This is a genomic window from Clostridioides sp. LIBA-7678 (assembly GCF_056716065.1).
Genome location: NZ_CP196987.1, coordinates 2,439,313 through 2,463,125 on the forward strand (window position 1 = coordinate 2,439,313; position 23,813 = coordinate 2,463,125).

A 23,813-nucleotide genomic window follows, 5' to 3' on the forward strand; every position below is an offset into this window, starting at 1 on the left:
TTTTCAAAATATTTGTTATTCAGGAACAATATATTTTATTCTTATCAAATAAACATTATTCCACAAAAAATAAAGGACTCTATTCTATTTTTATAGAGTCCTTTGAAAATTAACTTATAAATACCATTATTCTGTTTATTTTCTATTAAATTATATAATTATCTTTTATTTTCTCTAATAATACCTTTGAAATACTCTAATTGCTCTTGTTGTTTTTTATGTTTTATATATGGAAAAGCTTTGATAACTCTTTTTTGTAGGATAATATTGGACTCTATACGGTCTAATTTACTGTTTATTTTGTTTATTTTTTCTCTAGTTTCCAATTCATCTTTATTTACTGTTTTAAATAAAGCTTGTATCTCGCCTCTATCAAATTTATCAAGTTTCACATTTATCTCACTAAGGTCTGCAATTATCTCATCTAACAAGTTTAACTTTATATCCAATTTTTTGAGTGTTATAATAGTAACAATCAAATCAATTATAGTCCAAAGTGTTGTAATTATAGCCATTGATATTAATATTCTATATGGAATTGTTCCTACAAAATACTTTATAAATGGATGTATCAACTTTACTATTATAACAGACATTACACCAAAGTATATTGCATTTTTTAAACATACTCTACCCTTTATATTGAATTTTCTGTCAGAATAATCCCACCATTTTGCATGAAATAAGGTCTCTAAAATAAATCCTGTAAAATACTCTAATATTGTTGTTAAAATCATGCCTAATAGAAATATTATAACTATATTATCAAACCTTTCCAATAATGATATTATAATCACTGCTCCAAAACCATAAACAGGACATATTGGACCATTTAAAAAGCCTCTATTAATTATTCTTTTGCTCGCTATAGAACAACCTATACTTTCTACTGTCCATCCTAAAAAAGAATATATAAAAAAGTACAAAACATACCTTATTATTTCCATAATTTATCTCTACTCCTTCACTAAGTTGTCTTATTTTATGCATAATGTAAAAATAGTTATAGAAATAGTTTTTTCGTTTTTTATGTTTGTTATTCTTTTATATTAAATTAATGTCCTATTCATTTAATCCAATTAACAATTTGCTAGCTACAATCCCATGTTTATCTTTTGATTGGTTTTCTTTATCAAGCCAAACATAAAATGTATCGTATTTCCTTAATAATGGTAAATTTTTAACATCAAATTCTTGATATTTAACTACATCACTTTTTGATTCTTCAGTAATCACATAAGATACTAATCTTGTATTTTCACTTAAATAAATTCTTATATTTCCATCACTATCAATTATATTTTCTGGTCTCTTTACTTTATTATTAGAACCAGCTTTAATGGTTATTGTGCCTTTTTCAAATCTCTCAAATGTACCAATTATGTCTACCTCATCTTTATTTATATCCTTGATTATTTCCTTATTTTCCTCAATTAATATTTTTGATATTTCTTTATTTGATTTAAATTTAAAGTTTAGCAAATCTTGATAATTTATAGAAATAATTCCTAGCCCTATAACTCCTAAAACCAAGCTAGTTCCTATTATAGCCTTGAACTTTATTATATTATTAGGAAATAATTTAGTCATATTTATGTAAATAGCAATACCAATTATACCACCCAATGAATTTAAAATAATATCATCTATATCACTACTTCCAAGAGCAAGAATATATTGTATTGTTTCAAATCCTAAACTAATAAATATAATTGCTGTAATCATAGTTTTTTTATTTAATTCTTTAAATACTATAGGGAAGAAAATCCCCATTGGAATAAATATGCCTATATTTCCTATAATATTTACAGTAGCTCTCATAAAACTAATATTATTATCTATGATAAATTGCCATATTGTATAAAATGGTATTAAATTTACAGACCTGAACATTCCTTTAAAAATAGCGTAAATTGGTACATCTTTAAATAAAATTATTCTTATAGTCAATAAAACATATACAAAAAATATTATGTACACAATTGATAGTAAAAATTTTTCTAATTTTTTATTTTCTTCCACTAATAATCACCTTCTCTCTTAATATTTCAATGGTAGCAATAAACATTTAAGACGATTTTAAAATTTTCTTAAAATTTCCTTAAATATTTATTAAAAACAAAAAAAGCCTACACTAAAAAGTGTAGACCTTAACAAATCCTTAAACAAATATCTTCTAATGAATAACGAACAATATAATTGTTGAAAAAACAATAACTAATGTTAAAAGAAGCCTAGCATATAAAAAGTTTTTCTCTTTTAACATAACTCCTACTATTCCAAATATAAAAAATATAGATGCAATAAACTTGCCAAGAATATTGCTATTTGGATAATAACTAAAAAGCATAAAACAAAGCACAAATGTAAGTACCCCTATTGCATTAAATACAAATTTATTAGATGCTATTTTTCCTTTGTTAAAAAAGAAGCAAAATATTGATACTAAATCTAAAAATAAAAATACATAAAACATTCCTTTGAAAACGTCCATTTTTATACCCCCTAAAAATTCTAATTATAATATCCAGTTTATTTCACATAGTTATCAATATACTCAATAATCTCTATAATATCATAGGTTTATATTACTAGTGTATTACTTCATATTCATACATATTATAATCACACTCATACATATTTAAAGACTCATATGTTGCTTTTGCATTTATGTTTTCTTTTTCTACATATAATCTCATTCCAACAATAGTTTCATCTCTATCACACATATTTTTTATATAATTAAATAAATAATTAAAAATACCTTTTCTTCTATATTCTTTCTCTACATATACACTCTGAATCCAAAGAAAATTCCCATTTCTCCAATCACTCCACTCATACGTATACATAATCTGTGCAACAACTTTATCAAATACTGTATAGACATGATATTTACCTTTTCTTTCATCCAATAATAATGCTTTTACACCTTTAGTCAGAACATCCATATCAAGCTCTTTTCCTTCAGTTTCCTTAGCTAAATTATAATTAAATTTTGCTATTACATCCAAATCATCTATACGAGCTTCCCTTATCTCTATTAATTCTTCATTTTCATATAACTCTATATAATCCTTTTGTTGTTCCATGTTTATTCCCCCATATCTATTTTATTACATTGATGTTTTTGCTTAAATATATTTATAGAGTTTTTTCTAGCTTCATAAATGCATAATCAAGTGTAGCTTCTAAATTACCATTATTTTTTCCTCCACCTTGAGCTAGTACTTGGCTTCCTCCACCTTTACCATCTATAAGACTTATTGCATCTTTTAATAAATTTCCCATATTAATATTTTTCAAGTTTTTAGAACATGCAAAAATTAGATTTATTTTATCTTCAAATTTAACAGCAAATAATGCAATATTATTTTCATCTTCTGTAATTTTGTTTGCTATTTTGTTTACATATTTTAAATCTTCATTATCATAGACCTTTTTAATAACTGAAATAGTATTAATTTTATTTGCATTTTCAATCATTTCTTTAACTTGATAATTAGCTACTACTTCTTCAATCTTTCTTTTTTTACTTAGAGCTTCTTCCACCTTATTATTTAAATTTACAATACCATTTATAGCATCCTCTTCACTGCAACTCAAATATCTACATATTTTAGTCAGATATATATCCCTCTTTAATACTTCATCCACTGCCCTTTTACCTGCTAGAAACTCTATTCTTGTACTTGACTTATGTTTTTCCCATTTCTTTATTTTTATCATTCTTAATTCACCAGTTGATTTTGGATGCACTCCACAACACGCATTTGTATCTAAATCACCTATTTTTATTACTCTTATCTCTTCATTAGTATTTGGCAAGTCACGTCTTAACCAAATCTTTTTTAGTTCTTTTTTTGTTGGAAGTAAGGTTTCTACTTGTATATTTTGACGAATAATTTCATTAGCAATCAACTCTATCTCTCTAATTTTATCCTCTTCTAAATTACCTTCTATATCTACTGTACTATACTCATTTCCTAGATGAAAACCTGTCGTATTTGCATTAAAAGTTTTAAAAAAACATCCAGATAATACATGTTGTCCAAAATGTTGATGCATTCCATCCTCTCTTCTCTCCCAATCAATACTACACTTTACCTTATGTATCTTTATAGGTTTTTTATCTAATACATGGTATATATTTTTTCCATCTTCATACACACTTATTACATCATAATTCTCTATTTTTCCTAGGTCTCCAAACTGACCTCCTCCACCAGGAAAAAACGCTGTCTTATCTAATAAAACATGATACTTATTTTCTATTTCTTTTATTTCAATTATTTCTGCTGTAAAATCTCTTACATATTGGTTTGTATAATATAACTTTTCCATTATAATTCTATCTCCATTTTCTTAATTCTAGACTACTTTACTTTTTAAATACAAATTTCAACCTAAGCTTAATTTAATTGTATTAAAATAGAACTCATCCTATTATTTACTAACATCATCTACTATATTTTAACATATAGATATTAGTGTTAACAAATTTATAATTGTATATTATTCCAATATTTTATAACATGTATGCTTACTTATTTTCTTATATAATGAAAAGTATATTAAAACATGTTAAATTGTAAAATAAGCTTTAATCTCTTTTACTAATTTCATCCATTATTAATGATTTTGAAATATACATTGCTTCTATAATATTCTTAAAACGTGTATGATGAGAAGTCCCCTCTGAAAATTTCATCTGTCCTTTTTCACATTTGCTAATAATCGAAGTTATAGGTGGTAAAGCTTCTATTAACTCTTCTTTTGTATATTTATCCATAATATCCTCAGATTCTATCAATGCCTTAGAAATATACAAGGCTTTTATCCTATTTCTAAGAAGGGAATGCTGAGAAGTCCCCTCTGAAAATTTTGGTTGCATTTTTTCACAATTAATAATACTTGAAGAAACTACTCTCAGTGCTTCCATCAATTCTTCCTTTGTGTAATAATTCATAACACATTTACTCCTTTATTTTTTAATTTGAAAAAACAGTATACCTCAATTTAATATCATTATCAACCGACATCATTATTATTTATGAACATATTCTACTCTTAAATGTTTTGAATATCCGTGACATTACATATTTTAATAATTATTAATAATTTTAAATATACATATAATACTTTAACATTCATTAATATAGAGTATATTAACATTGATTTTTTAAAAATTTTAGTATAAAATCATATTAAATAAATTTTCTGAAATAATAGAATATTAAAATATACAAAAACAGCTTTTAATAACATCTATAATTTTCTTATAAATGTGTCGTTGTTTTAGGGGGAGTGATATAAAATGGCAATAAAACCAAGAAAAATATCGATTGTGGGTTCAGGGCATGTTGGGTCTCATTGTGGATTTAGTTTGATAACTCAAGGGGTTTGTGATGAACTCTTTATGATTGATATAGATGAGGATAAAGCAAAAGCTCAAGCTTTAGACTTAGCTGATGCAGTTTCTTATTTACCACATAAAGTATCTATAGACAAGGGAACTTTTGATGATTGCCAAGATTCTGATATAGTAGTAATAAGCGTTGCTGACTCTTCAGAAGGACCTTTACGTAGACAAAACACAACTAGATTAGACCTACTAAGACCAACCATTGGAATGATAAAGTCTATAGTAGAACCTATAATTAATTCTGGTTTTGATGGTATATTTATAGTTATATCTAATCCTGTTGATGTAGTCACAAATTATATTTGGGAAAAATCTGGTTTTCCTAAAAATAAAGTTATTGGAACTGGCACAGCTTTAGATTCAACAAGACTTAGAAGACTTCTATCTGAAGAAACTGGAATAGCTCAACAGTCAATACAAGCTTATTCTATGGGTGAACATGGAGACTCTCAAATGATTCCTTGGTCTCATGTTTCAATTGGTGGTAAGCCTTTATTAGACATGATAAAGGATAATCCAACTACTTATGGAGAACTAGATTTGCCATCAATAGTTGAAAAAAATAAGAAAACAGGTATAAGTATAATAAATGGTAAAGATTGTACAGAATTTGGAATAGGCACTGCTTTAGTAGAAATTGTAAAAGCTATATTACATAATGAGAAAAAAATTCTACCTGTCTCTACACTGTTAGAAGGTCAATACAATGAGACAAATGTATTTGCAGGTGTTCCTTGTGTTATAGGAAAAGATGGCATAGAAGAAATTATTGAAATCAATCTGACTGAAGATGAGCAAAATGAATTTAGTAAATCTTGCTCTGTTTTAAGAGAACATATTGCACTTTCAAAAACACTTTAGATTCAAAATTATTTTAAGAGAGTCTTATCTAACTCATTTAAATAACTCTATGATTATTGTAGAGTATCATGATATGTATACATAAAACAAAATGTGATGAGATGCTAAGTTTTACAATAAAACCTAGAAAAATATCAATAATCGGAATTGGTCATGTTGGTTCACATTTTGGATTTAACTTGGTAGCTCAAGGTGTTTGTTATGAGCTACTAATGGTCGACTAAGATACTTTTTTTAAATTTTAAAACTTTATATTAAAAGCAGGTAAATTACTCATAACAAAAATCTTTTAACTAAGTTAATGTTAAAATCATCTATACCTGCTTTTAATTTCAATACTAAAATATCAACCTACTTATTTCCATCAAATTTTATAACTTTGCTTTTTTTATTTATATTTTGAGATAATAATCCCTTTTTTAGTCCCATTAACAATTCTAAATCTTCTGGATAAAGATTTATTCCAAATTCTTCTAAACTAGATACTATACTATTTGTACTCATTATTTTATTTTCTATCAATAATTCGACTGCTCTTTTTAAATACATTGGACTTGAACCTTTCATTTTATCTAGAGGTTCTTCTCTTAACCACCCTTTTTTCTCCATCTCATTCATAAGATAATTATATTTTTTATAATTTATCTTACCTAGATTATATGCTCTAAAAAGCATAGCAGACATAGGTACAATCCACTTCTTCTTTAACTCTACATAATAATCTATGTCTTCTGGATGAATCAAGTCTTCTAAAAAACTCTCTTTTGGTAATAAAAATGCACATGCATACTCATCTGCTGAAAATTGCTTATTTGGTATTCTCAATTCACTTGACACTATATAACCAAGTTCATATGCTAAATCATAGTTTCTAATTGATGCTGATTTTTTATCATTACCCAGAGATATTAAATATTTAACTTCTTTTCCAATTCTCTGTTTTTGGGTAAAGATTGTTGCCCCTTTTTTATCTACATTCATACCAGATATTATAATTCCATTAGATTCTAGTAAGTTTACCATATTTACTATTGGGCTGTTATTTAAATCCCAAAATGCTCTTGTTTTATATGCAAGACTTTCTATATCATTTATGTTAGTATCTGACATTATTCTTTTACTTGGTAAATTTTCTTTTGGAAACTTAATATAACTCTCCATAAATGAGTATATTTTATGAATAATTATCATTTTTTCTCTATAAGAAATTTCTTCTACTCTAGGTAGTTTAGATTGAGGATTAAAATGACCATCCTCAACAATAACATTCATATTTTCATGTTTATAAAAATACTCTTTTGGAAAATTTAATATATTTGATAATTTTAATGTATTTTCCATATTAGGAATATATTTATTTTCTTCAAAAGCCTTCAAATCTTTCTTATTTATTTTCGTTTCCTTAGCTAACTGTTCTATAGTCTTTGCTCTAAAAACTCTAGCTGATTTTAATCTCTTTCCATTAAAGTCTTTTAAATTCATTTGTTTTCTCTCTTTCAAAATTAAATTCTTAATCTATCAATATAAATTATAAGATTACAATTAATAATTTATCATATTATTGACAAAAAAACAAAAGATGAAAATATATCTTTTATTTTCACCTTTTATCTAAGTCTATAATAGCTAATTTTAATTATTTAAAAAGTTTTAGATATTCTCCATATCCTAAACCTTCCATCTCTTCTTTAGGTATAAATTTAAGAGAGGCAGAATTTATGCAGTATCTTAAGCCTCCAAGTTCTTTTGGCCCATCATCAAATACATGACCTAAATGAGAGTTTCCTTTAGCACTTCTTACTTCAACTCTATACATACCTTGTGAGAAATCGCTTCTCTCAACTATAGATTTATCTATTACTGGCTTTGAAAAACTTGGCCATCCACATCCTGAATCAAATTTATCTTTTGATGAAAATAAAACTTCTCCACTCACAACATCAACATAAACCCCTTCTTTATCATTATCATAGTATTCATTTTCAAAAGGTACTTCTGTCATATCATTTTGAGTAACTTCAAATTGTATAGGAGTTAAAGTCTTTTTTAACTCTTCTCTATTTATATTATTTCCATCCCAGTGACTTTTTACAAAGTTATACCTACCTGAACCTTTATAATACATATTATAGTTTAATGGTCTTTTTTTATAATAATCTTGATGATTTTCTTCTGCATCATAAAATTTAGTTGCTGGAATTATAACTGTTACTATTTCGCTATCAAATATTTTACTATTTTCTAAGTCTTCTTTTGACTTTAAAGCTATATTTTTTTGTTCTTCATCATGATAAAATATAGCAGTCTTATATTGAGTCCCTCTATCACCAAATTGTCCACCATCATCTGTAGGATTAATCTGTTTCCAAAATATATTTAGTAACTCATCATAGCTTATTATATCATCATCATAAGTTATTTGAATAGCTTCTACATGACCAGTTGTTCCTGAACATACTTCTTGATATGTGGGATTTTCAACATGACCACCTATATATCCAGAAACTACCTTTATAACTCCATCATATTTATCAAAAGGCTTCACCATACACCAAAAACATCCACCTGCAAAAGTAGCAAGTTTTATCATTTTCATCACTCCTTAAAAAAATTATATTTTATTTATTCCCTAAGAAGTAGCTTAATAATCTTGTATTTTCTTGTTTTTATCTAATTAGTAAAATAATGTTTGTAAATGTAATTATAAATTAAATCTATTTTCTATAAAAACTCTTTTTACTTATCCATCCAAAAGCATCCTTTATATCACAATTTTCGCCCAAAGATAACAGATATTCCAACTCATCATAATCATCCATAGCTACATTCTTTTCCATTTTTGGATTTAGTCTATAGTAATTATCTCCAAGAAGTTTTTGAGAAAATAACTGGCTCATTTGAGAATTTCCTTCTAATGTTATAGATATAATTGGTAAATCGGGTTCTTTATTAATTATCCAATCAATAGCTCCCCATTCAGTAGTATCTGCCTTTATACTATTATACACATATCCAGTTCCTATTGAAAAAAGTCTTGTATTTTTAAGTTTAAACCCACTATCAATGGCATGAATTATACATGCTAAACTTGGGTCAGTTGCTATTATTCCTCCATCGATATGTCGATTATACGTTGGAAAAAACACAGGAGCAGCACTACTTGCCATTGCTACATCTATAACCTTACTAGTCTTTGTAAGAGAACTTGGCATATTATTATAAAACACTGGTTTCCATGAGTTTTCTTCATTTCCTATATAAAAGCTTGGTATCATTACTAATTTTTTCAAGTCTTTTAATTCTAATTCTTCTGGAAATATACTTAGTAAAACTTCTTTTAAATTTTTATTTTCATACTTAGGTCTTAACATTTCTGCATAACTTTTACTGAAAATATGCTTTGAATTTTCTATTGAATAGAGTTCTTTTATATCTTTTGGACTTACACCATACGCAAGACCTAATGCGATTAAACTTCCTGTAGATGTACCTCCAAACATATTTATATTATCTAACAAATTTGGATACTGATTTACCATTCTCTCAAGTATGGCTATACTCAATGCTCCTCTTAATCCTCCACCATCAAAAGTCAATATATTAAAATTAGAATTTTTCATATACATATACCCCCATACAAAATACCTTATCGATTTTAAATTTCAGTCAAAATAATTTCATTATAGTAGTATATATATTTTATGCAAGTTCTATATAACAATGTTACTATTTCGGTATTTAAAGTACTTTGTACTGTACATACCTTATAATATCTAAAATAAATAAGAGGCTGTCCCAAAATAGAGATAAGCCTCTTTTTTATTATTGAAATGATAAAAATATATTTGATTTCATAAAAAAAAGAGTGCCTCATGAACTAAAAAGTTAATTTGAGACACTTCCTTATTTATTTTAATTACAAATACTTCCCTTCTTGAATATACTTATTTTCTTTATCCTAGTATTTTCTTCATATCTTCTTCTGGAGTAGATATAGGTGTTAATGCAAATTTATCAACCAATATATTCAATACATTTTGAGATAAGAATGCTGGTAAAGAAGGTCCTATATAAATATTTTTGATACCTAAATGAAGTAATGTAAGAAGTATACAAACGGCCTTTTGCTCATACCATGATAATACCATACTAAGAGGTAATTCATTTACTCCACATTCAAAAGCATTCGCCAATGAGACTGCTACTTGTATCGCACTATAAGCATCATTACATTGCCCCATATCCATTAAACGAGGCAAACCTCCAATTTCTCCAAGGTCTAAATCATTAAATCTATATTTTCCGCATGCAAGTGTCAATATGACAGTATCTTTAGGGGCTTGTTTTACAAATTCAGTATAATAGTTTCTTCCAGGTTTTGCACCATCACAACCTCCAACTAATAAAAAGTGTCTTATATCTCCACTTTTAACAGCATCTACTACTTTATCCTGTACAGATGAAACTGTACCTCTTGCAAAACCAGTAGTTAATGTATCTCCTCCATTAATGCCAGTCATATGAACATCTTCTTTATAGCCTCCAAGTTCAAGAGATTTCTCTATTACACTAGAAAAATCTTTATCTTCATCAATATGAATCATTCCTGGATAAGCAACTACTTCTGTAGTAAATACTCTATCTCTATAACTGTCTTTAACAGGCATTAAACAGTTTGTTGTAAACAGTATTGGAGCAGGAATATTATCAAACTCTTTTTGTTGATTTTGCCATGCTGTACCAAAATTTCCTTTTAAGTGCTTATATTCTTTTAATTTTGGATATGCATGTGCTGGTAATAACTCTCCATGAGTATATATATTTATTCCCTTATCTTTTGTTTGTTCTAATAATTTGTGTAAATCATAAAGGTCATGTCCTGTAACTACTATGAATGGCCCTTTCTCAATTTTCATAGGTACTTGAGTTGGCTCTGGTATTCCATAAGTTTCAGTATTTGCTCTATCAAGTAATTCCATGCATTTTAAGTTTATTTCTCCAGTTTTCATAACCAATCCTAAAAGTTCATCAATCGCTAAGTCCCCTCCAACTGCTATTAATCCTTCATAGAAAAATTCATTTACTTCTTTGTCTGTATAACCAAGTACCATTGCATGATATGCATAAGCAGCCATACCTCTTAGTCCAAATAGAATTAATGATTTTAATGAACGTACATCTTCATTGTCATTCCACAAGTTTTTCATATCATAGTTATCATTTCTACTACATTTTGTTTCACAATCTAAACATCTAGGTACAAGTTTACTTTTTTCTATCTCAGTTTTTTCAATTTGTCTTTTTATAGCTTCATCATCAAAACTTACATTTGTTATAGTAGTGAATAATCCCTCTATCATAACTTTATCTGTTTCACTTGTTGGTCTATTTTTATTTCCAATAGTTGCTCTTGAAAGACCAATTAATACTCCTGTAAGCTCATCTTGTAAGTTGGCTGTACCCCCCTTTTTGCCACAAACTCCGTTTATAGTACATCCTTTACCCCCTGCTGTTTGTTCACATTGAAAACAAAACATATTCTCCATTTTTATTCCTCCCTTTTTATTTATTAAAATTTATTACATTTTTTGTTATTAGCTTAATTAAATTTCTCCATCCACAATTTTTCCATCTACAGATATAGTAACTATTTGCCATGGTATCATCTTTCCACTATTTTGTAGAGCTGTCTTAACAGCATTTACTATACCACCACAACAAGGAACTTCCATACGTGTTACTACTATATTTTTAATATCATTCGTTTTTAAAATCTCTGTAAGTTTTTCAGCATAATCTACTTCATCAAGTTTAGGGCAACCAATTAATGTAACCTTGTTTTTCATAAATTTATTATGGAAATTTCCATATGCATATGCTGTACAGTCAGCTGCTATTAAAAGACTTGCATTTTTTAAATATGATGCATTAGCTGGTACTAGTTTTATTTGTACTGGCCACTGATTAAGCTGAGACCCTTGTGTTTCAGCTGCTATATTATTATTTACCTGTTCATTATCTGACACGTCTCTATTTATAGATTTAGACTGAGAGCCTGGACATCCACATGCTAGATTTGTATTTTGTGCTTTCTTTGCTTCCATGTTTGCTTTTACTGCTACTTCATCATACTCTGCTGCTTCTCTATATTCAAATGAAATAGCATTTGTTGGACAAGTTGGTAGACAATCTCCTAGACCATCACAATAATCATCTCTTAAAAGTTTTGCTTTTCCATTTACCATTCCTATAGCTTCTTCATGGCAAGCTTCAACACATAATCCACAACCATTACATTTTTTCTCATCGATTTTAATTATTTTTCTCATCATTTATATCACCTCATAAAATTTTTTTAATTTAAAATATTGATTTTTTATATATTTATTTTCAAGACTTACATCTTTTTCTTTCAAATTTTTTGTAATAAGATTTTTATATCTTCTTGCTTTTATAAATTTAGTATAGTACAATAAAAACAAATTATCGGTTGCATATGCAACAAGGAAGTGATTGTTTGAAAAAAATTTTAGAAAAACATATAAGTCTGCTAAAAAAAATTCCTCTCTTTGAAGGAATTAAAAATGACGAACTTGAAGCAATGTTAGAATGTTTAGGTGTTGTTGATAAGATTTATCCAAAGGATAGCATAATATTCTCAGTTGGAAGTGAGGTCACTTCTATTGGAATTATGCTTAAAGGAAGTGCACATATAATAAAGGAAGATATTGAAGGTAATCGAAATATTGTAGCTGAACTATTACCTGGAGATTTATTTGGAGAAGTATTTGCATGTACTAGACTACATAAAAGCAATGTCACAGTGACTACAACATCTTCTTGTGAAATTTTATTTATAAAGTTTAAAAGTGTAACTGGTATTTGTTCATCAACATGTGTATTTCATAATAGATTAATTGAAAACATGTTACAATTAATAGCTGAAAAAAATATTTTACTTCACAATAAAATAGAATTACTTTCTCGTAAAACAACTCGTGAAAAATTACTTATGTATTTTTCAAAACAAATAGAACAAACAGGTAGTCACAAATTTACAGTTCCTTTCTCAAGAAATGAAATGGCTGATTTTTTGTGTGTTGATAGGAGTTCTATGTCAAGAGAGCTTGGTAAGATGAGAGATGAAGGTTTGTTATCTTTTAATAAAAACAAGTTTGAAATATTCTGTTTTCAAAAGTAGACTAGACATTTAAACTTGTCTACCTCAATATAAATTATGTTAATTTATTAAAATTATAAGTATTGTACTTGAATCTTAAATTTATATTTTTACTCAAAAAGTTAATAGATGTCTAATTTATCCAAAATTAGACATCTATTAACTTTATATATTAATTGGATTTATAATTAGCTTATTTTTTTTGTAGTAATTGATGTTTTATCTATAAGCCAGTCTTTTCCTTCCACTAATCGTGCAACTAACATTGATGTTACTGTATTACCAGTTGTATTTAATATAGTATTAGGAATATCAGTTATAGTAGCTATTGTTGCTACTATTAGTTTTATAGTATTCTTTCAAAGTTGTCTAAATTTAATTAAATACTTCTTCTTTCCTAATGATATTTAAAAATTTTGCAGTTCTTTCATTTTTAGGATTATTAAATATCTCATTAGGAGTTCCTTCTTCAGCTATTACACCATTATCCATAAATATGATTTTATCAGCAACTTCTTTTGCAAAATTTATTTCATGAGTTACAATAAGCATTGTTATTCCTTCTTTTGCAAGTGATTTTATAACACTTAACACTTCTCCAACAAGTTCTGGGTCAAGTGCCGATGTTGGCTCATCAAATAATATTACATTTGGATTTACTGCCATAGCTCTAGCTATACCTATTCTTTGTTGTTGACCTCCAGATAATTTTGATGGATAAAAATCTTTTCTATCCAACATACCTACTTTGTCTATTAATTTTAAAGATATCTCTTTAGCTTCTTGTTTACTTTTTTTATGTACTACTATTAATGCCTCCATTACATTTTCTAGTGCAGTTTTATTTTTAAATAGGTTATAATTCTGAAATACCATAGATGTATGTTTTCTTAAATTTGCTATATCTTTTTTTGTCGCTTTTTCTACATCTACCTTTACATCTCCAATCATTATCTTCCCTTTTGTAGGCTCAACTAGATAATTTAAACATCTAAGGAGTGTTGATTTGCCTGTTCCAGATGGTCCAAGTATAGCTACTACTTCACTTTGATTTATCTCTAGATTTATACCTTTAAGAACTTCTGTCCCTTTAAAACTTTTATGTAAATTTTCTACTTTTATCATAGTTCTCCACCTTTTTTAATAAATATACTCTAAAATTGACATAAATAATCTACTGCAAGTTGAGATAATAAGGAAGATGCTATGCTCAAACATTTTTCATCTATATCAAACTTACTGTTGTGCAATTTATAGTTTATATTTTTTTCTTTATTACCTATACCTATATACATAAATAAACCAGGTTTTTCTTTCATATAAATAGCAAAATCTTCACCTGTCATTGCTGGAAAATCAATCATTTCAACATTTTCATCTCCAAGTATTTTGCAAGCACTTTTTCTCCCCAGTTCTATCATATTTTTATCATTTATAATAGCATCTCCTCCTGCACTCTTTTCAAACTTGCAGTCTGCTCCATGTGCTTTACATACACTTCTTACTATGTTCTCTAGAATTTTACTTACTTCAATCACTTTTTCCTGACTTACTGCTCTAATAGTTCCTTGAAGTGTACATATATCTGGTATTATATTTTTGGAAACACCAGAATTAAAAGAGCAAACAGATACTACCACTGGTACAACTGGATCAATGTTTCTTGATACTATCTGTTGAATAGACGAATACACTGCATTTCCAACTGCAATTGGGTCTATACAATTGTGAGGCTCTGCTCCATGTCCACCCTTTCCGATTATTGTTATTTCGAAAGTATTAGTTGCTGCCATTGCACAATTTCTAGCTATTCCAATTTTTCCTGATTCAATGGTTGGCCAACAATGACCAGCTGCTAATACATCTACACCTTCAAGTACATTTTCTTTAATTACAATATCAGAACCACCTTTTTCTTCACCAGGTTGAAATAGTAACTTTACATTTCCATTTAGTTCTTCTTTTATATCATTTAAAATCATTGCTGTTCCTAACAACCATGAAACATGTGCATCATGCCCACAAGCATGCATATTATCATTTATTGATTTAAATTCTAAATCATTTTCCTCTTTTATTGGAAGAGCATCCATATCTGCTCTAAGTAGTATGGTTTTACCACTAATATTTTTTCCTTCTATAGTAGCTAATACTCCTGTGCCAGCAACATCTATATATTCTATATTAAGTTTATCTAGTTCTTCCTTTATAAGTTTGGATGTTTTAAATTCTTTAAATGCCAACTCTGGATTATGGTGTATCTGTCGCCTTATTTTTATGATTTTTTCCCTATTTTTTAGTGCAATAGATTTTATTTTAGTTTCAATCATTTACAATACCTCCATAACTTATTTTTATTTATAAAGACTACTATAAATACATTGTAATACACAGATAACTATAGATAAATTTAGTATACTTATCTATAGTTATCAAAACTTTATATTTTAGTTTTGGAGTACTTATTTTTGTATATCAGCACTTACATCCATTCCAAACCATTTTTCAGATATTTTTTTCACTGTTCCATCTGCAAGCATTTCCTCTATTGCTTTGTTTACATCTTCTTTTATAGTCTTAGATTTTTCATCATTTTTCTTAAAGAAATATGCTATGTTAGTAACTGATAATTTATCATCTAATACTCTTATCTTCATGTTAGCTTTTTTAGCATCACCTACAACAGTAAGTTCCGCATCAATCCAGGCACTAACTCTTCCTAAGTCTAAATCTTGAATACCATTAGTTCCATCACCATAAACCTTTTCTTCAAATAAATTATCTTTATTAACACTAGCTGCAACTTGTTGACCTTGAGAACCTTCTGATACTGCTACAACTTTTCCTTTTAAATCTTCAAGTTTATTAATTTCATTATTTCCATCTTTTACAGCGATACATACAGCATCAGAACCATAAGGTATAGAAGCATCATATTTTTCTAATCTTTCTTTAGACATTCCAAAGAAGTTGGCTGCTACATCAACTTTACCAGAATCTAACATACCAAATATAGAACTAAAACCTGTTGGCTCCATTTTTATTTCATATCCACTTCTTTTACCAATCTCTTTCCACATGTCAACTTCAAAACCTTTATGCTCACCATTGTCAACATAAGAATATGGGTCGGCTGAATTAGATGAAGCTACATTTATAACCTTTTCATCCTTTGCTTCCTCTTTTTTTGAACAACCAGTAGTTACAACTGCTAATGCTAAAACTGCTACTAAACATTTTATAATGTTTCTTTTTATCATATCTCTTCTCCTCACACCATTTTTATGTAAAAATACTTTATATGTATTTTTTTAATATTCTAATAATCACTTATCTTCTTTTCTAACTTTTTTTGTCCCCATCCTAAAGGAGTTATTATACACCAATAAATTACCATAACTGCTCCATACACTTCAAAGAACTTAAAACTCAATGCTCCTTGTGACTTAGCAGCACCCATTATATCATTTACTCCAACAACAAAAGCTACAGAAGACCCTTTAATTAAATCTATGAAATTATTGAATAATGATGGCAAGGCAACTCTTATAGCCTGTGGTATCACTATTCTTTTCATGGTTTGTAAATTTGTTAATCCCATTGCATATGATGCTTCTACCTGCCCTTTATCAATTGAAAGTATGGATGCTCTTATAGTTTCAGACATATAAGCTCCCATATTTAAACTAAGTACTATAGAGGTTGCAAATACTGGGTCCATGTTTTTAACAAAATCACTCATATATGCCAGTCCAAAATATAGAAAGAATAACTGTGGCATAAGAGGTGTACCTCTAAAGATAGATACATACACTTTACATATTTGATTCAATACTTTCACTTTGTAATAAGATGATAACGCTACTATTGTACCTATAATTAATGAAAATACTAATGAACTTATTGCCAAAATAACAGTTATATTGAATGATTTCATTATTATTGGAAATAATTCTAAAAAATATTTCATATTAAAAATCATAAAATAAGTCCCCCCTCACTTAATATTGTTTTTTGCAAGCTTTTGTCATGTGTTAAATTATAATGCAATTTTCTATTTATTGTATTATACTTCGACTTTGAACAACATAAGTTTAATATTTTTTCCATTCTTTGTCCAATAGCAAAAAACTATCCCCCATAGCCATATTATAGTATCCAACTATATCCATAAAAAAAACTACATTAAGTTTGTTATAATACAAACTCAATGTAGTCTTTCACAAAAAACATCTTACAACTAAGTGTAAGTCACTATTTTTTGATTTATTTATTAAATTCTAATGCTCCTGTAGGACATACCATTACACAAGGTGAATCCATACCACATTCATATCTTTCAACACACCCATTACACTTATTTGCCTTGCCATCCTTGCTATAATTCAAAGCTCCATATTCACAAGCTTTCTCACAAAGTTTACATCCTATACAATTTTGATTATCCAATAAAACAAACCCATCATCTTTTTTAAAACAGCCTTTAGGGCATATATCCAAACATTTTGGCTCATCACAATGGATACATGCTAACGAAAAATATTCTATATTTTCACCATCTTCCATTGTAAATACACGTCTAAAAAATTCGCCATTATCTATATTATTATCATTTTGGTCTACACAAGCAAGTAAACATGCTCCACATGCTGTACATAATTCTTTATTAAATTTAAATAAACTTTTCATTTTATCCCTCCATCTATCTATTCATCTTTTCAATCTTACACTTACAACTTCTATATGCAGGGAATCCACTATAAGGGTCAAAATTATCACAAATGATGCTATTTACATCAGCTTCTCTGTATCCATGATACATATGTATATTTCTGTATAAAACTCTGTCCGTAACATTAACTTTCACATTTAAACTTCCTATCTTAGTAGTTATTTTTATATAATCTCCATTAATAACATCCAATTCTTTTGCATCTAAACTAGAAATATCACAACTAGCTTCATTTTTTAATAGCCTTGAAAGCTTTATATCATGAAGTCTTGAATGTAGCGCATTTGGAATTCTTGCTCCTGATGTCAATAGATGAGTATACTCACTATCTATATCATCATTAAATCCTCTATATGTTGGTAGTGCATCTAACCCAAAATCTTTATATTTTTCAATAATTACAGATTTTAATTCAAACTTAGATGTGCTAGTATCATATCCATCTCTTGTGTATGAACCTACTATGTATGGTTTAAAGTCTTTACATTTTAATGGCAAATCACTTTCTTTAAGTTTATCTACATCCACACATGTATCTTTGAACATATGTCTTATACTTGCTTCATAACCTGCCTTTAATAAGTCATCATCTACATCCATAACATTTGCTAAATCTGAAAGTATTTCTACATCTGATTTTGAATCATATAATGTATCAATAACCTTTTTAGTATATGTAATATATCCACCTGGATAACTCTTACATTCTTCTCTTTCAAAAGATGTACATGCAGGTAAAAGTATATCTGCATATTTTGATGCATCTGTCATAAATAAGTCTATATTTACAAAAAAATCTACAGTATCTAATGCTTTGAAAAGTCTACCAGAATTAGGAAACATTCTAGCATTTATCCCATGGCAAAACAAAGCTTTTATTTCATATGGTGTTTTTTCTTCTATCTGCCTTGTTAAATCCATAGCCTGAAATTGAGTCACCATCTCATTCCATAGAGGAAACCTTTCTCCACCAATTCTTTCATTTATATTTTTAGGTAGAACCTCTTTTACAAAATCTTTCTCTAGTGCTTGAAATCCACCTAACTTACCAGCAAAGTAATCTTGTTTTGGTATATTACCACCTACTCTGTCATAATTACCTGTTATAGCTGATAAAGACATCATTGCTCTATAGTTTTGAAATCCATTTTGATGATGAACTATTGGAGCTGCACTTTCATTTATACAAAACGGACCTTGAGACAGTATATCTACTGCTTTTATTATATCATCCTTAGAAATACCTGTAATCTTACTTACAGTATCTAAATCAAATGATTTAACATATTCTTTATATTCGTTAAATCCATATACATGTTTTTCTATGTATTCTTTATCTATTAAATCTCTTTGTATAAATAGATTTGCCATACCAAGAGCCAAGGCTCCATCAGTCCCAGGTTTAACTCTCAAATGAAGGTCTGATATTTTTTGAGTTGTTGGTGTTATTCTAGGGTCTACAATTATAAACTTTATTCCTTTTTCTTTTAATTTTGTTAGATTTACACTATTTAAAAATTTAGAGTAGTATGGATTAAATCCCCACCCTAAGTAAGTCTTTGTATTTTCCATATCTTGCATTGTAAAGTTTCTCCCAGTCGCAACATTTCCAGCCATCTGTGCTGATGTTGAGCATGAGCTAGATTCTGTGCCATAATTAGGAGAACCAAAGGAAGATGCAAACCTTTGTAAAAACGGTCTATACCACTTTCCATAACCTGTAAAAAATGCTACATGCTTTGCTCCATATTCACTTTTTATTTTATTTAATTTCTCTCCTATTTCACTATAAGCCTCTTCCCATGATATTGGCTTAAACTTACCTTCACCTCTTTTACCAATTCTCTTTAATGGTGTCTTTATTCTATCTTCTCTATAGATATACTCTCTATTACAAAGACCTTTTGTACATAGCAATCCCTTGTTCATTGGATGTTCTTTTGTACCTTCTATTTTTATAATTTTACCATCTTTAACATATACATCAATTCCACAATGTATCCCTGGAGAACAAATATCGCACAAAGTTCTCTTTATTTCTATGCCAGTTTCTTCACATGGTATTTTAGCTTTAAGCAAATTACAACTATTCATATTGACACTCTCCTTTCCTAATAATAAATATAATTATTAAACTTATTATACATTCTTTTCATTCAAATATCATATTTTAAATCCTATATATTATAATATTTAAGAATATTTTAATAATAAAGCTTTATATTTCTAATATTTATTTAGATAATTATTTTTCATTCATAGTTTATAAGATAATACGACAAAAATCTAATAGTAAATTGTTATTTGCATATATCTTATGATAGATAAAAGCTATTTATATACTTTAATTTTAGCTATAGATTTAGAGTGTAAATTAAATGCATTTAGATTATAATATATACAGTGAGGTAAGGTGAATAAAATGAAAATAGATATGATATATAAATTAATAAAAAGAAATACAGAGCCATCAAGGTGGTCAAGAGGTGTAAAATACTACACTAATCAGTTGGTTGATTATATAGACATAGATATTGATGACCTACAGAATAATCTGCTGACATTTCGTGGTGGAGTCAATTCTGAAGATAATTATAGCTTTTATTTTAGCTCAATAACTATAGATATAAGACATTTTAAGATAATTGAAAATGATTGTGGTTGTGCTGATTGTCAATCAAAGGGTGTAAATCAAAGAATTTTCATATGTAAACATATAGTTGCTATTGTTATAAAAAGTTTAAGACAAATAAAAAGTAAAAAAGATGTTCCTCCTATTTTAATAGACATATTAGGTAATGATAAGGATAAAAGTTCTAATACTAATTCTAAAACTAACTTAGACTTAAGTAAGCAACTGCTTTCTTTTTTAGATAATACTAAAAGAGAAAGAGTTAATTTAGATGTATTAATAAATATAGATTCAAATAAAGCAATTGCCGAATTTAAAATTGGAATTGACAAGATGTATATTCTAAAAAATATTACTGAATTTGCATATTCAAAACTTAATGGATATGAATTAGATTTTGGAAAAAAATTTACTTATAATCCTAGCATTCATTATTTTGCTGATGAAGATGAGAAATTAGTAGACATTATAGAAGAATATGGCACAAATCTTTCATACAATTTTTCTTCATCATATTCAAAGAAGTTTATGGAGATAAATGCAAGCTCTTTAAAACAGTTTTTAAATGCTATTAAATACAAAGATTTTACACTTATTTTTTCTAAAAAAGAATACCACCCAAAAATATTAAATGATACTTTGCCACTAAAGTTTAATTTTAAAAATATAGAAGATAAAATAGTCTTATCTTCTCAAGATTCGCTACCTGTTCCACTTACAAAAAAAAATGATGTCCTTTTATATGATGGTAATCTATACTTGTTATCACATAAAAAAGCTCATGATTATTCAAAAATCTATCAAGTATTATCAAAATCTAAAGAACTTAAATTTGACAAGGAAGATTCTAAAGATGTTTTAGGATTATTGGTACCTAGATTAAGGGCTATATCTCAAGAAGTTTATTTAGATGACAATATAACAAATAATATAACAAAAGATTTTAGAGCTGAATTCTACTTTGATATGATTGATGGAAACATATGTTGTGATATAAAGTATATATATGACAATGAAGAGAAAAAATTTATACTTCCTAATACACAAAAAGAAGCTAAAATTGAGAATAAAATAACTTCTTCACAATTTATAAAGGAAAATAACAGTTATGTATTTAAAGGAAGCGATTATGACCTATTTACATTTTTAGATTCACAATTAGAATCTTTAAAAGAATTTGGAGATATATATTATTCTGAGAAGTTTAAATTGAAAAAGATATACAATTCTTCATCAATTCAAGCTTCAATCAATCAAACTAATCAAAATTATCTAGAATTTAATTTTAATATATCTGATATAAATCCAAAAGAGTACAAATCTATTCTGAAAGCTTTTCAAGAAAAACGTACTTTTTATAAGCTTAAAGATGGAAACTTTATAGATTTATCAGAAAGAGAAACACAAGACTTTTTTGAATTAGTTGAAAATCTAGATATAATAGATAAATCAAAAAACAACAAAATTCATAATAATAAAGCTCTATATATAAATGACATGATAAAAGGTAAAAACTTAAAGTTTATAGATGGCAAAAAAGAATTGGATAGTATTTGTGAAAAATTCAAAAACTTTGATAGTATAAATTTAGAAATTCCAAACAACTTAAAAGCAAATCTTCGCGACTACCAAGTAAATGGTTTTAATTGGTTTAAAGTTTTAGATTATTATAAATTTGGTGGTATATTAGCTGATGAAATGGGTCTTGGTAAAACAATACAGACTATTGCATTTTTATTATCATTATCTAATAAAAAAAGTCTTATCGTTACACCCACATCGCTTATTTATAATTGGAAAAATGAATTTGAAAAATTTGCTCCAGATATAAAAGTTTTATTGATACATGGAAGTAAGAGAGATAGAGAAAAATGTTTTATGGAGTTACAAAATTTTGACATAATACTTACAACGTATGGAACCCTTAGAAATGATTTAGAAAAATATAGTGAAATAAAATTTGATTATTGTATCATAGATGAGGCTCAAAATATCAAAAATCCTGTAGCTTTGGTGACTGAATCTGTAAAAAATATAAATGCAGAAAATAAATTTGCACTTACTGGTACTCCTATGGAAAATAATCTTCTAGAATTGTGGTCTATATTTGACTTTATAATGCCTGGTTATTTATATAGTAAAACAAAATTCCAAGAGTTGTTCATAAATAAAGAAGATAATGTTAAAAATTTAAAAAAACTTATAAAACCTTTTATTCTTAGAAGAAGTAAAAAACAAGTTATGAAAGAGCTTCCAGATAAAATTGAGAAAAACTTTTTTGTCGAGTTAAATAAGGAACAGAAAAAGATATATAGTGTATATGCAAAAGATATACAAGACAAAATAAAAGATAAAAATCTAAAGAAAGATAAAATAGTTATTTTTTCTTACTTAACAAAGTTAAGACAACTTTGTTTAGACCCAAGTATAGTAGTAAAAGATTATGGTAAAAAAAGTTCAAAGATTGAAACATGTTTAGAAATACTTAGGGACAGTATAAATGAAAACCACAAGATATTACTATTTTCACAATTTACCTCTGTACTTAAAAACATAAGTAAAGAACTTGATAAGTACAAAATTGAATACCATTATATAGATGGTAAAACTAATGCTAAAGAAAGACTTGAGCTTGTAGATGAGTTTAATAATAGTATGGATAAAAAAGTTTTTTTGATATCTCTAAAAGCAGGTGGAACTGGTCTTAACCTTACATCTGCTGATATGGTAATTCACTTCGACCCATGGTGGAATCCATCAGTGGAAAATCAGGCTAGTGATAGGGCTCATAGATTTGGTCAGAAAAATTCAGTACAAGTTATAAAATTGATTGCTAAAGGAACTATAGAAGAAAAAATAATAAAATTACAAGAAAGTAAAAAAGAACTTATAAACCAATTTATAAATGGAGAATTATCCAATGAAGGTGTCTTGAAAAGCTTGTCTGATGATGAGATAATAGATTTATTTAATTAAAGTATTT

21 protein-coding genes are annotated in these 23,813 nt (G+C 27.5%); 4 read left to right on the forward strand and 17 right to left on the reverse strand.

What is annotated here, in order from left to right:
- Positions 1–158 precede the first annotated feature (158 nt).
- From ACTG46_RS11810 to ACTG46_RS11835, 6 genes are all read right to left on the reverse strand, one after another.
- The gene (locus ACTG46_RS11810; RefSeq protein WP_219673365.1) at positions 159–947 is read right to left on the reverse strand and encodes a putative ABC transporter permease; all 789 of its coding nucleotides are present in this window, start codon (positions 945–947) and stop codon (positions 159–161) included.
- Positions 948–1,062: 115 nt separating this feature from the next.
- Positions 1,063–2,022, reverse strand: coding sequence for a VanZ family protein (locus ACTG46_RS11815; protein WP_243192575.1), 960 nt, complete (start codon positions 2,020–2,022; stop codon positions 1,063–1,065).
- Positions 2,023–2,176: 154 nt separating this feature from the next.
- Complete coding sequence (locus ACTG46_RS11820; protein WP_054270618.1) at positions 2,177–2,494, reverse strand: hypothetical protein; 318 nt, start codon at positions 2,492–2,494, stop codon at positions 2,177–2,179.
- Between the two features lie 97 nt (positions 2,495–2,591).
- Positions 2,592–3,092: a GNAT family N-acetyltransferase gene (locus ACTG46_RS11825; RefSeq protein ID WP_054270619.1), complete on the reverse strand. Its 501-nt coding sequence runs from the start codon at positions 3,090–3,092 to the stop codon at positions 2,592–2,594.
- Positions 3,093–3,144: 52 nt separating this feature from the next.
- Positions 3,145–4,344 (reverse strand): DHHA1 domain-containing protein, encoded by a 1,200-nt coding sequence (locus tag ACTG46_RS11830; protein ID WP_479922861.1) that lies wholly within the window; start codon positions 4,342–4,344, stop codon positions 3,145–3,147.
- Between the two features lie 259 nt (positions 4,345–4,603).
- Positions 4,604–4,969 carry a hypothetical protein gene (locus ACTG46_RS11835; RefSeq protein WP_284182032.1) on the reverse strand — a complete coding sequence of 122 codons (366 nt, stop codon included), beginning with the start codon at positions 4,967–4,969 and terminating at the stop codon, positions 4,604–4,606.
- 348 nt (positions 4,970–5,317) lie between these two features.
- On the opposite strand from ACTG46_RS11835, the gene ACTG46_RS11840 reads away from it, so the two are divergent.
- Both ACTG46_RS11840 and ACTG46_RS11845 read left to right on the forward strand, forming a co-directional pair.
- Positions 5,318–6,286, forward strand: a complete 969-nt coding sequence (locus ACTG46_RS11840; protein ID WP_479922862.1) for an L-lactate dehydrogenase — start codon at positions 5,318–5,320, stop codon at positions 6,284–6,286.
- Positions 6,287–6,354: 68 nt separating this feature from the next.
- Positions 6,355–6,510, forward strand: coding sequence for a hypothetical protein (locus tag ACTG46_RS11845; protein ID WP_231300717.1), 156 nt, complete (start codon positions 6,355–6,357; stop codon positions 6,508–6,510).
- Between the two features lie 127 nt (positions 6,511–6,637).
- On the opposite strand, the gene ACTG46_RS11850 is transcribed toward ACTG46_RS11845, so the two are convergent.
- From ACTG46_RS11850 to ACTG46_RS11870, 5 genes are all read right to left on the reverse strand, one after another.
- Positions 6,638–7,768 carry a helix-turn-helix domain-containing protein gene (locus ACTG46_RS11850; RefSeq protein WP_479922863.1) on the reverse strand — a complete coding sequence of 377 codons (1,131 nt, stop codon included), beginning with the start codon at positions 7,766–7,768 and terminating at the stop codon, positions 6,638–6,640.
- A gap of 154 nt (positions 7,769–7,922) precedes the next feature.
- Positions 7,923–8,876, reverse strand: a complete 954-nt coding sequence (msrA, locus tag ACTG46_RS11855) for a peptide-methionine (S)-S-oxide reductase MsrA (RefSeq protein WP_479922864.1) — start codon at positions 8,874–8,876, stop codon at positions 7,923–7,925.
- A 124-nt stretch (positions 8,877–9,000) separates the two neighbouring features.
- Positions 9,001–9,906, reverse strand: coding sequence for a patatin-like phospholipase family protein (locus ACTG46_RS11860; protein ID WP_074179629.1), 906 nt, complete (start codon positions 9,904–9,906; stop codon positions 9,001–9,003).
- Positions 9,907–10,239: 333 nt separating this feature from the next.
- On the reverse strand, positions 10,240–11,832 hold the full coding sequence (hcp, locus tag ACTG46_RS11865) for a hydroxylamine reductase (protein WP_074179628.1): 1,593 nt from the start codon (positions 11,830–11,832) through the stop codon (positions 10,240–10,242).
- 57 nt (positions 11,833–11,889) lie between these two features.
- The gene (locus ACTG46_RS11870) at positions 11,890–12,618 is read right to left on the reverse strand and encodes a 4Fe-4S binding protein (protein ID WP_054270627.1); all 729 of its coding nucleotides are present in this window, start codon (positions 12,616–12,618) and stop codon (positions 11,890–11,892) included.
- A 164-nt stretch (positions 12,619–12,782) separates the two neighbouring features.
- Here ACTG46_RS11870 and ACTG46_RS11875 point away from each other — a divergent pair, with 164 nt between their 5' ends.
- On the forward strand, positions 12,783–13,487 hold the full coding sequence (locus ACTG46_RS11875; RefSeq protein ID WP_054276943.1) for a Crp/Fnr family transcriptional regulator: 705 nt from the start codon (positions 12,783–12,785) through the stop codon (positions 13,485–13,487).
- Between the two features lie 354 nt (positions 13,488–13,841).
- Here ACTG46_RS11875 and ACTG46_RS11880 read toward each other — a convergent pair whose 3' ends face one another.
- From ACTG46_RS11880 to ACTG46_RS11905, 6 genes are all read right to left on the reverse strand, one after another.
- On the reverse strand, positions 13,842–14,591 hold the full coding sequence (locus tag ACTG46_RS11880; RefSeq protein WP_054270629.1) for an amino acid ABC transporter ATP-binding protein: 750 nt from the start codon (positions 14,589–14,591) through the stop codon (positions 13,842–13,844).
- Between the two features lie 29 nt (positions 14,592–14,620).
- Complete coding sequence (locus tag ACTG46_RS11885) at positions 14,621–15,796, reverse strand: M20 metallopeptidase family protein (RefSeq protein ID WP_479922865.1); 1,176 nt, start codon at positions 15,794–15,796, stop codon at positions 14,621–14,623.
- Between the two features lie 132 nt (positions 15,797–15,928).
- Positions 15,929–16,726 carry an amino acid ABC transporter substrate-binding protein gene (locus tag ACTG46_RS11890; protein ID WP_479922866.1) on the reverse strand — a complete coding sequence of 266 codons (798 nt, stop codon included), beginning with the start codon at positions 16,724–16,726 and terminating at the stop codon, positions 15,929–15,931.
- A gap of 59 nt (positions 16,727–16,785) precedes the next feature.
- Positions 16,786–17,448, reverse strand: coding sequence for an amino acid ABC transporter permease (locus ACTG46_RS11895; protein WP_479922867.1), 663 nt, complete (start codon positions 17,446–17,448; stop codon positions 16,786–16,788).
- Between the two features lie 284 nt (positions 17,449–17,732).
- Positions 17,733–18,155, reverse strand: coding sequence for a 4Fe-4S dicluster domain-containing protein (locus ACTG46_RS11900; RefSeq protein ID WP_054270647.1), 423 nt, complete (start codon positions 18,153–18,155; stop codon positions 17,733–17,735).
- Positions 18,156–18,168: 13 nt separating this feature from the next.
- Entirely contained in the window at positions 18,169–20,292 is a 2,124-nt protein-coding gene (locus ACTG46_RS11905; RefSeq protein WP_479922868.1) for a molybdopterin-containing oxidoreductase family protein, read from the reverse strand.
- 328 nt (positions 20,293–20,620) lie between these two features.
- On the opposite strand from ACTG46_RS11905, the gene ACTG46_RS11910 reads away from it, so the two are divergent.
- Positions 20,621–23,806 (forward strand): DEAD/DEAH box helicase, encoded by a 3,186-nt coding sequence (locus tag ACTG46_RS11910; RefSeq protein ID WP_176702524.1) that lies wholly within the window; start codon positions 20,621–20,623, stop codon positions 23,804–23,806.
- Positions 23,807–23,813 lie beyond the last annotated feature (7 nt).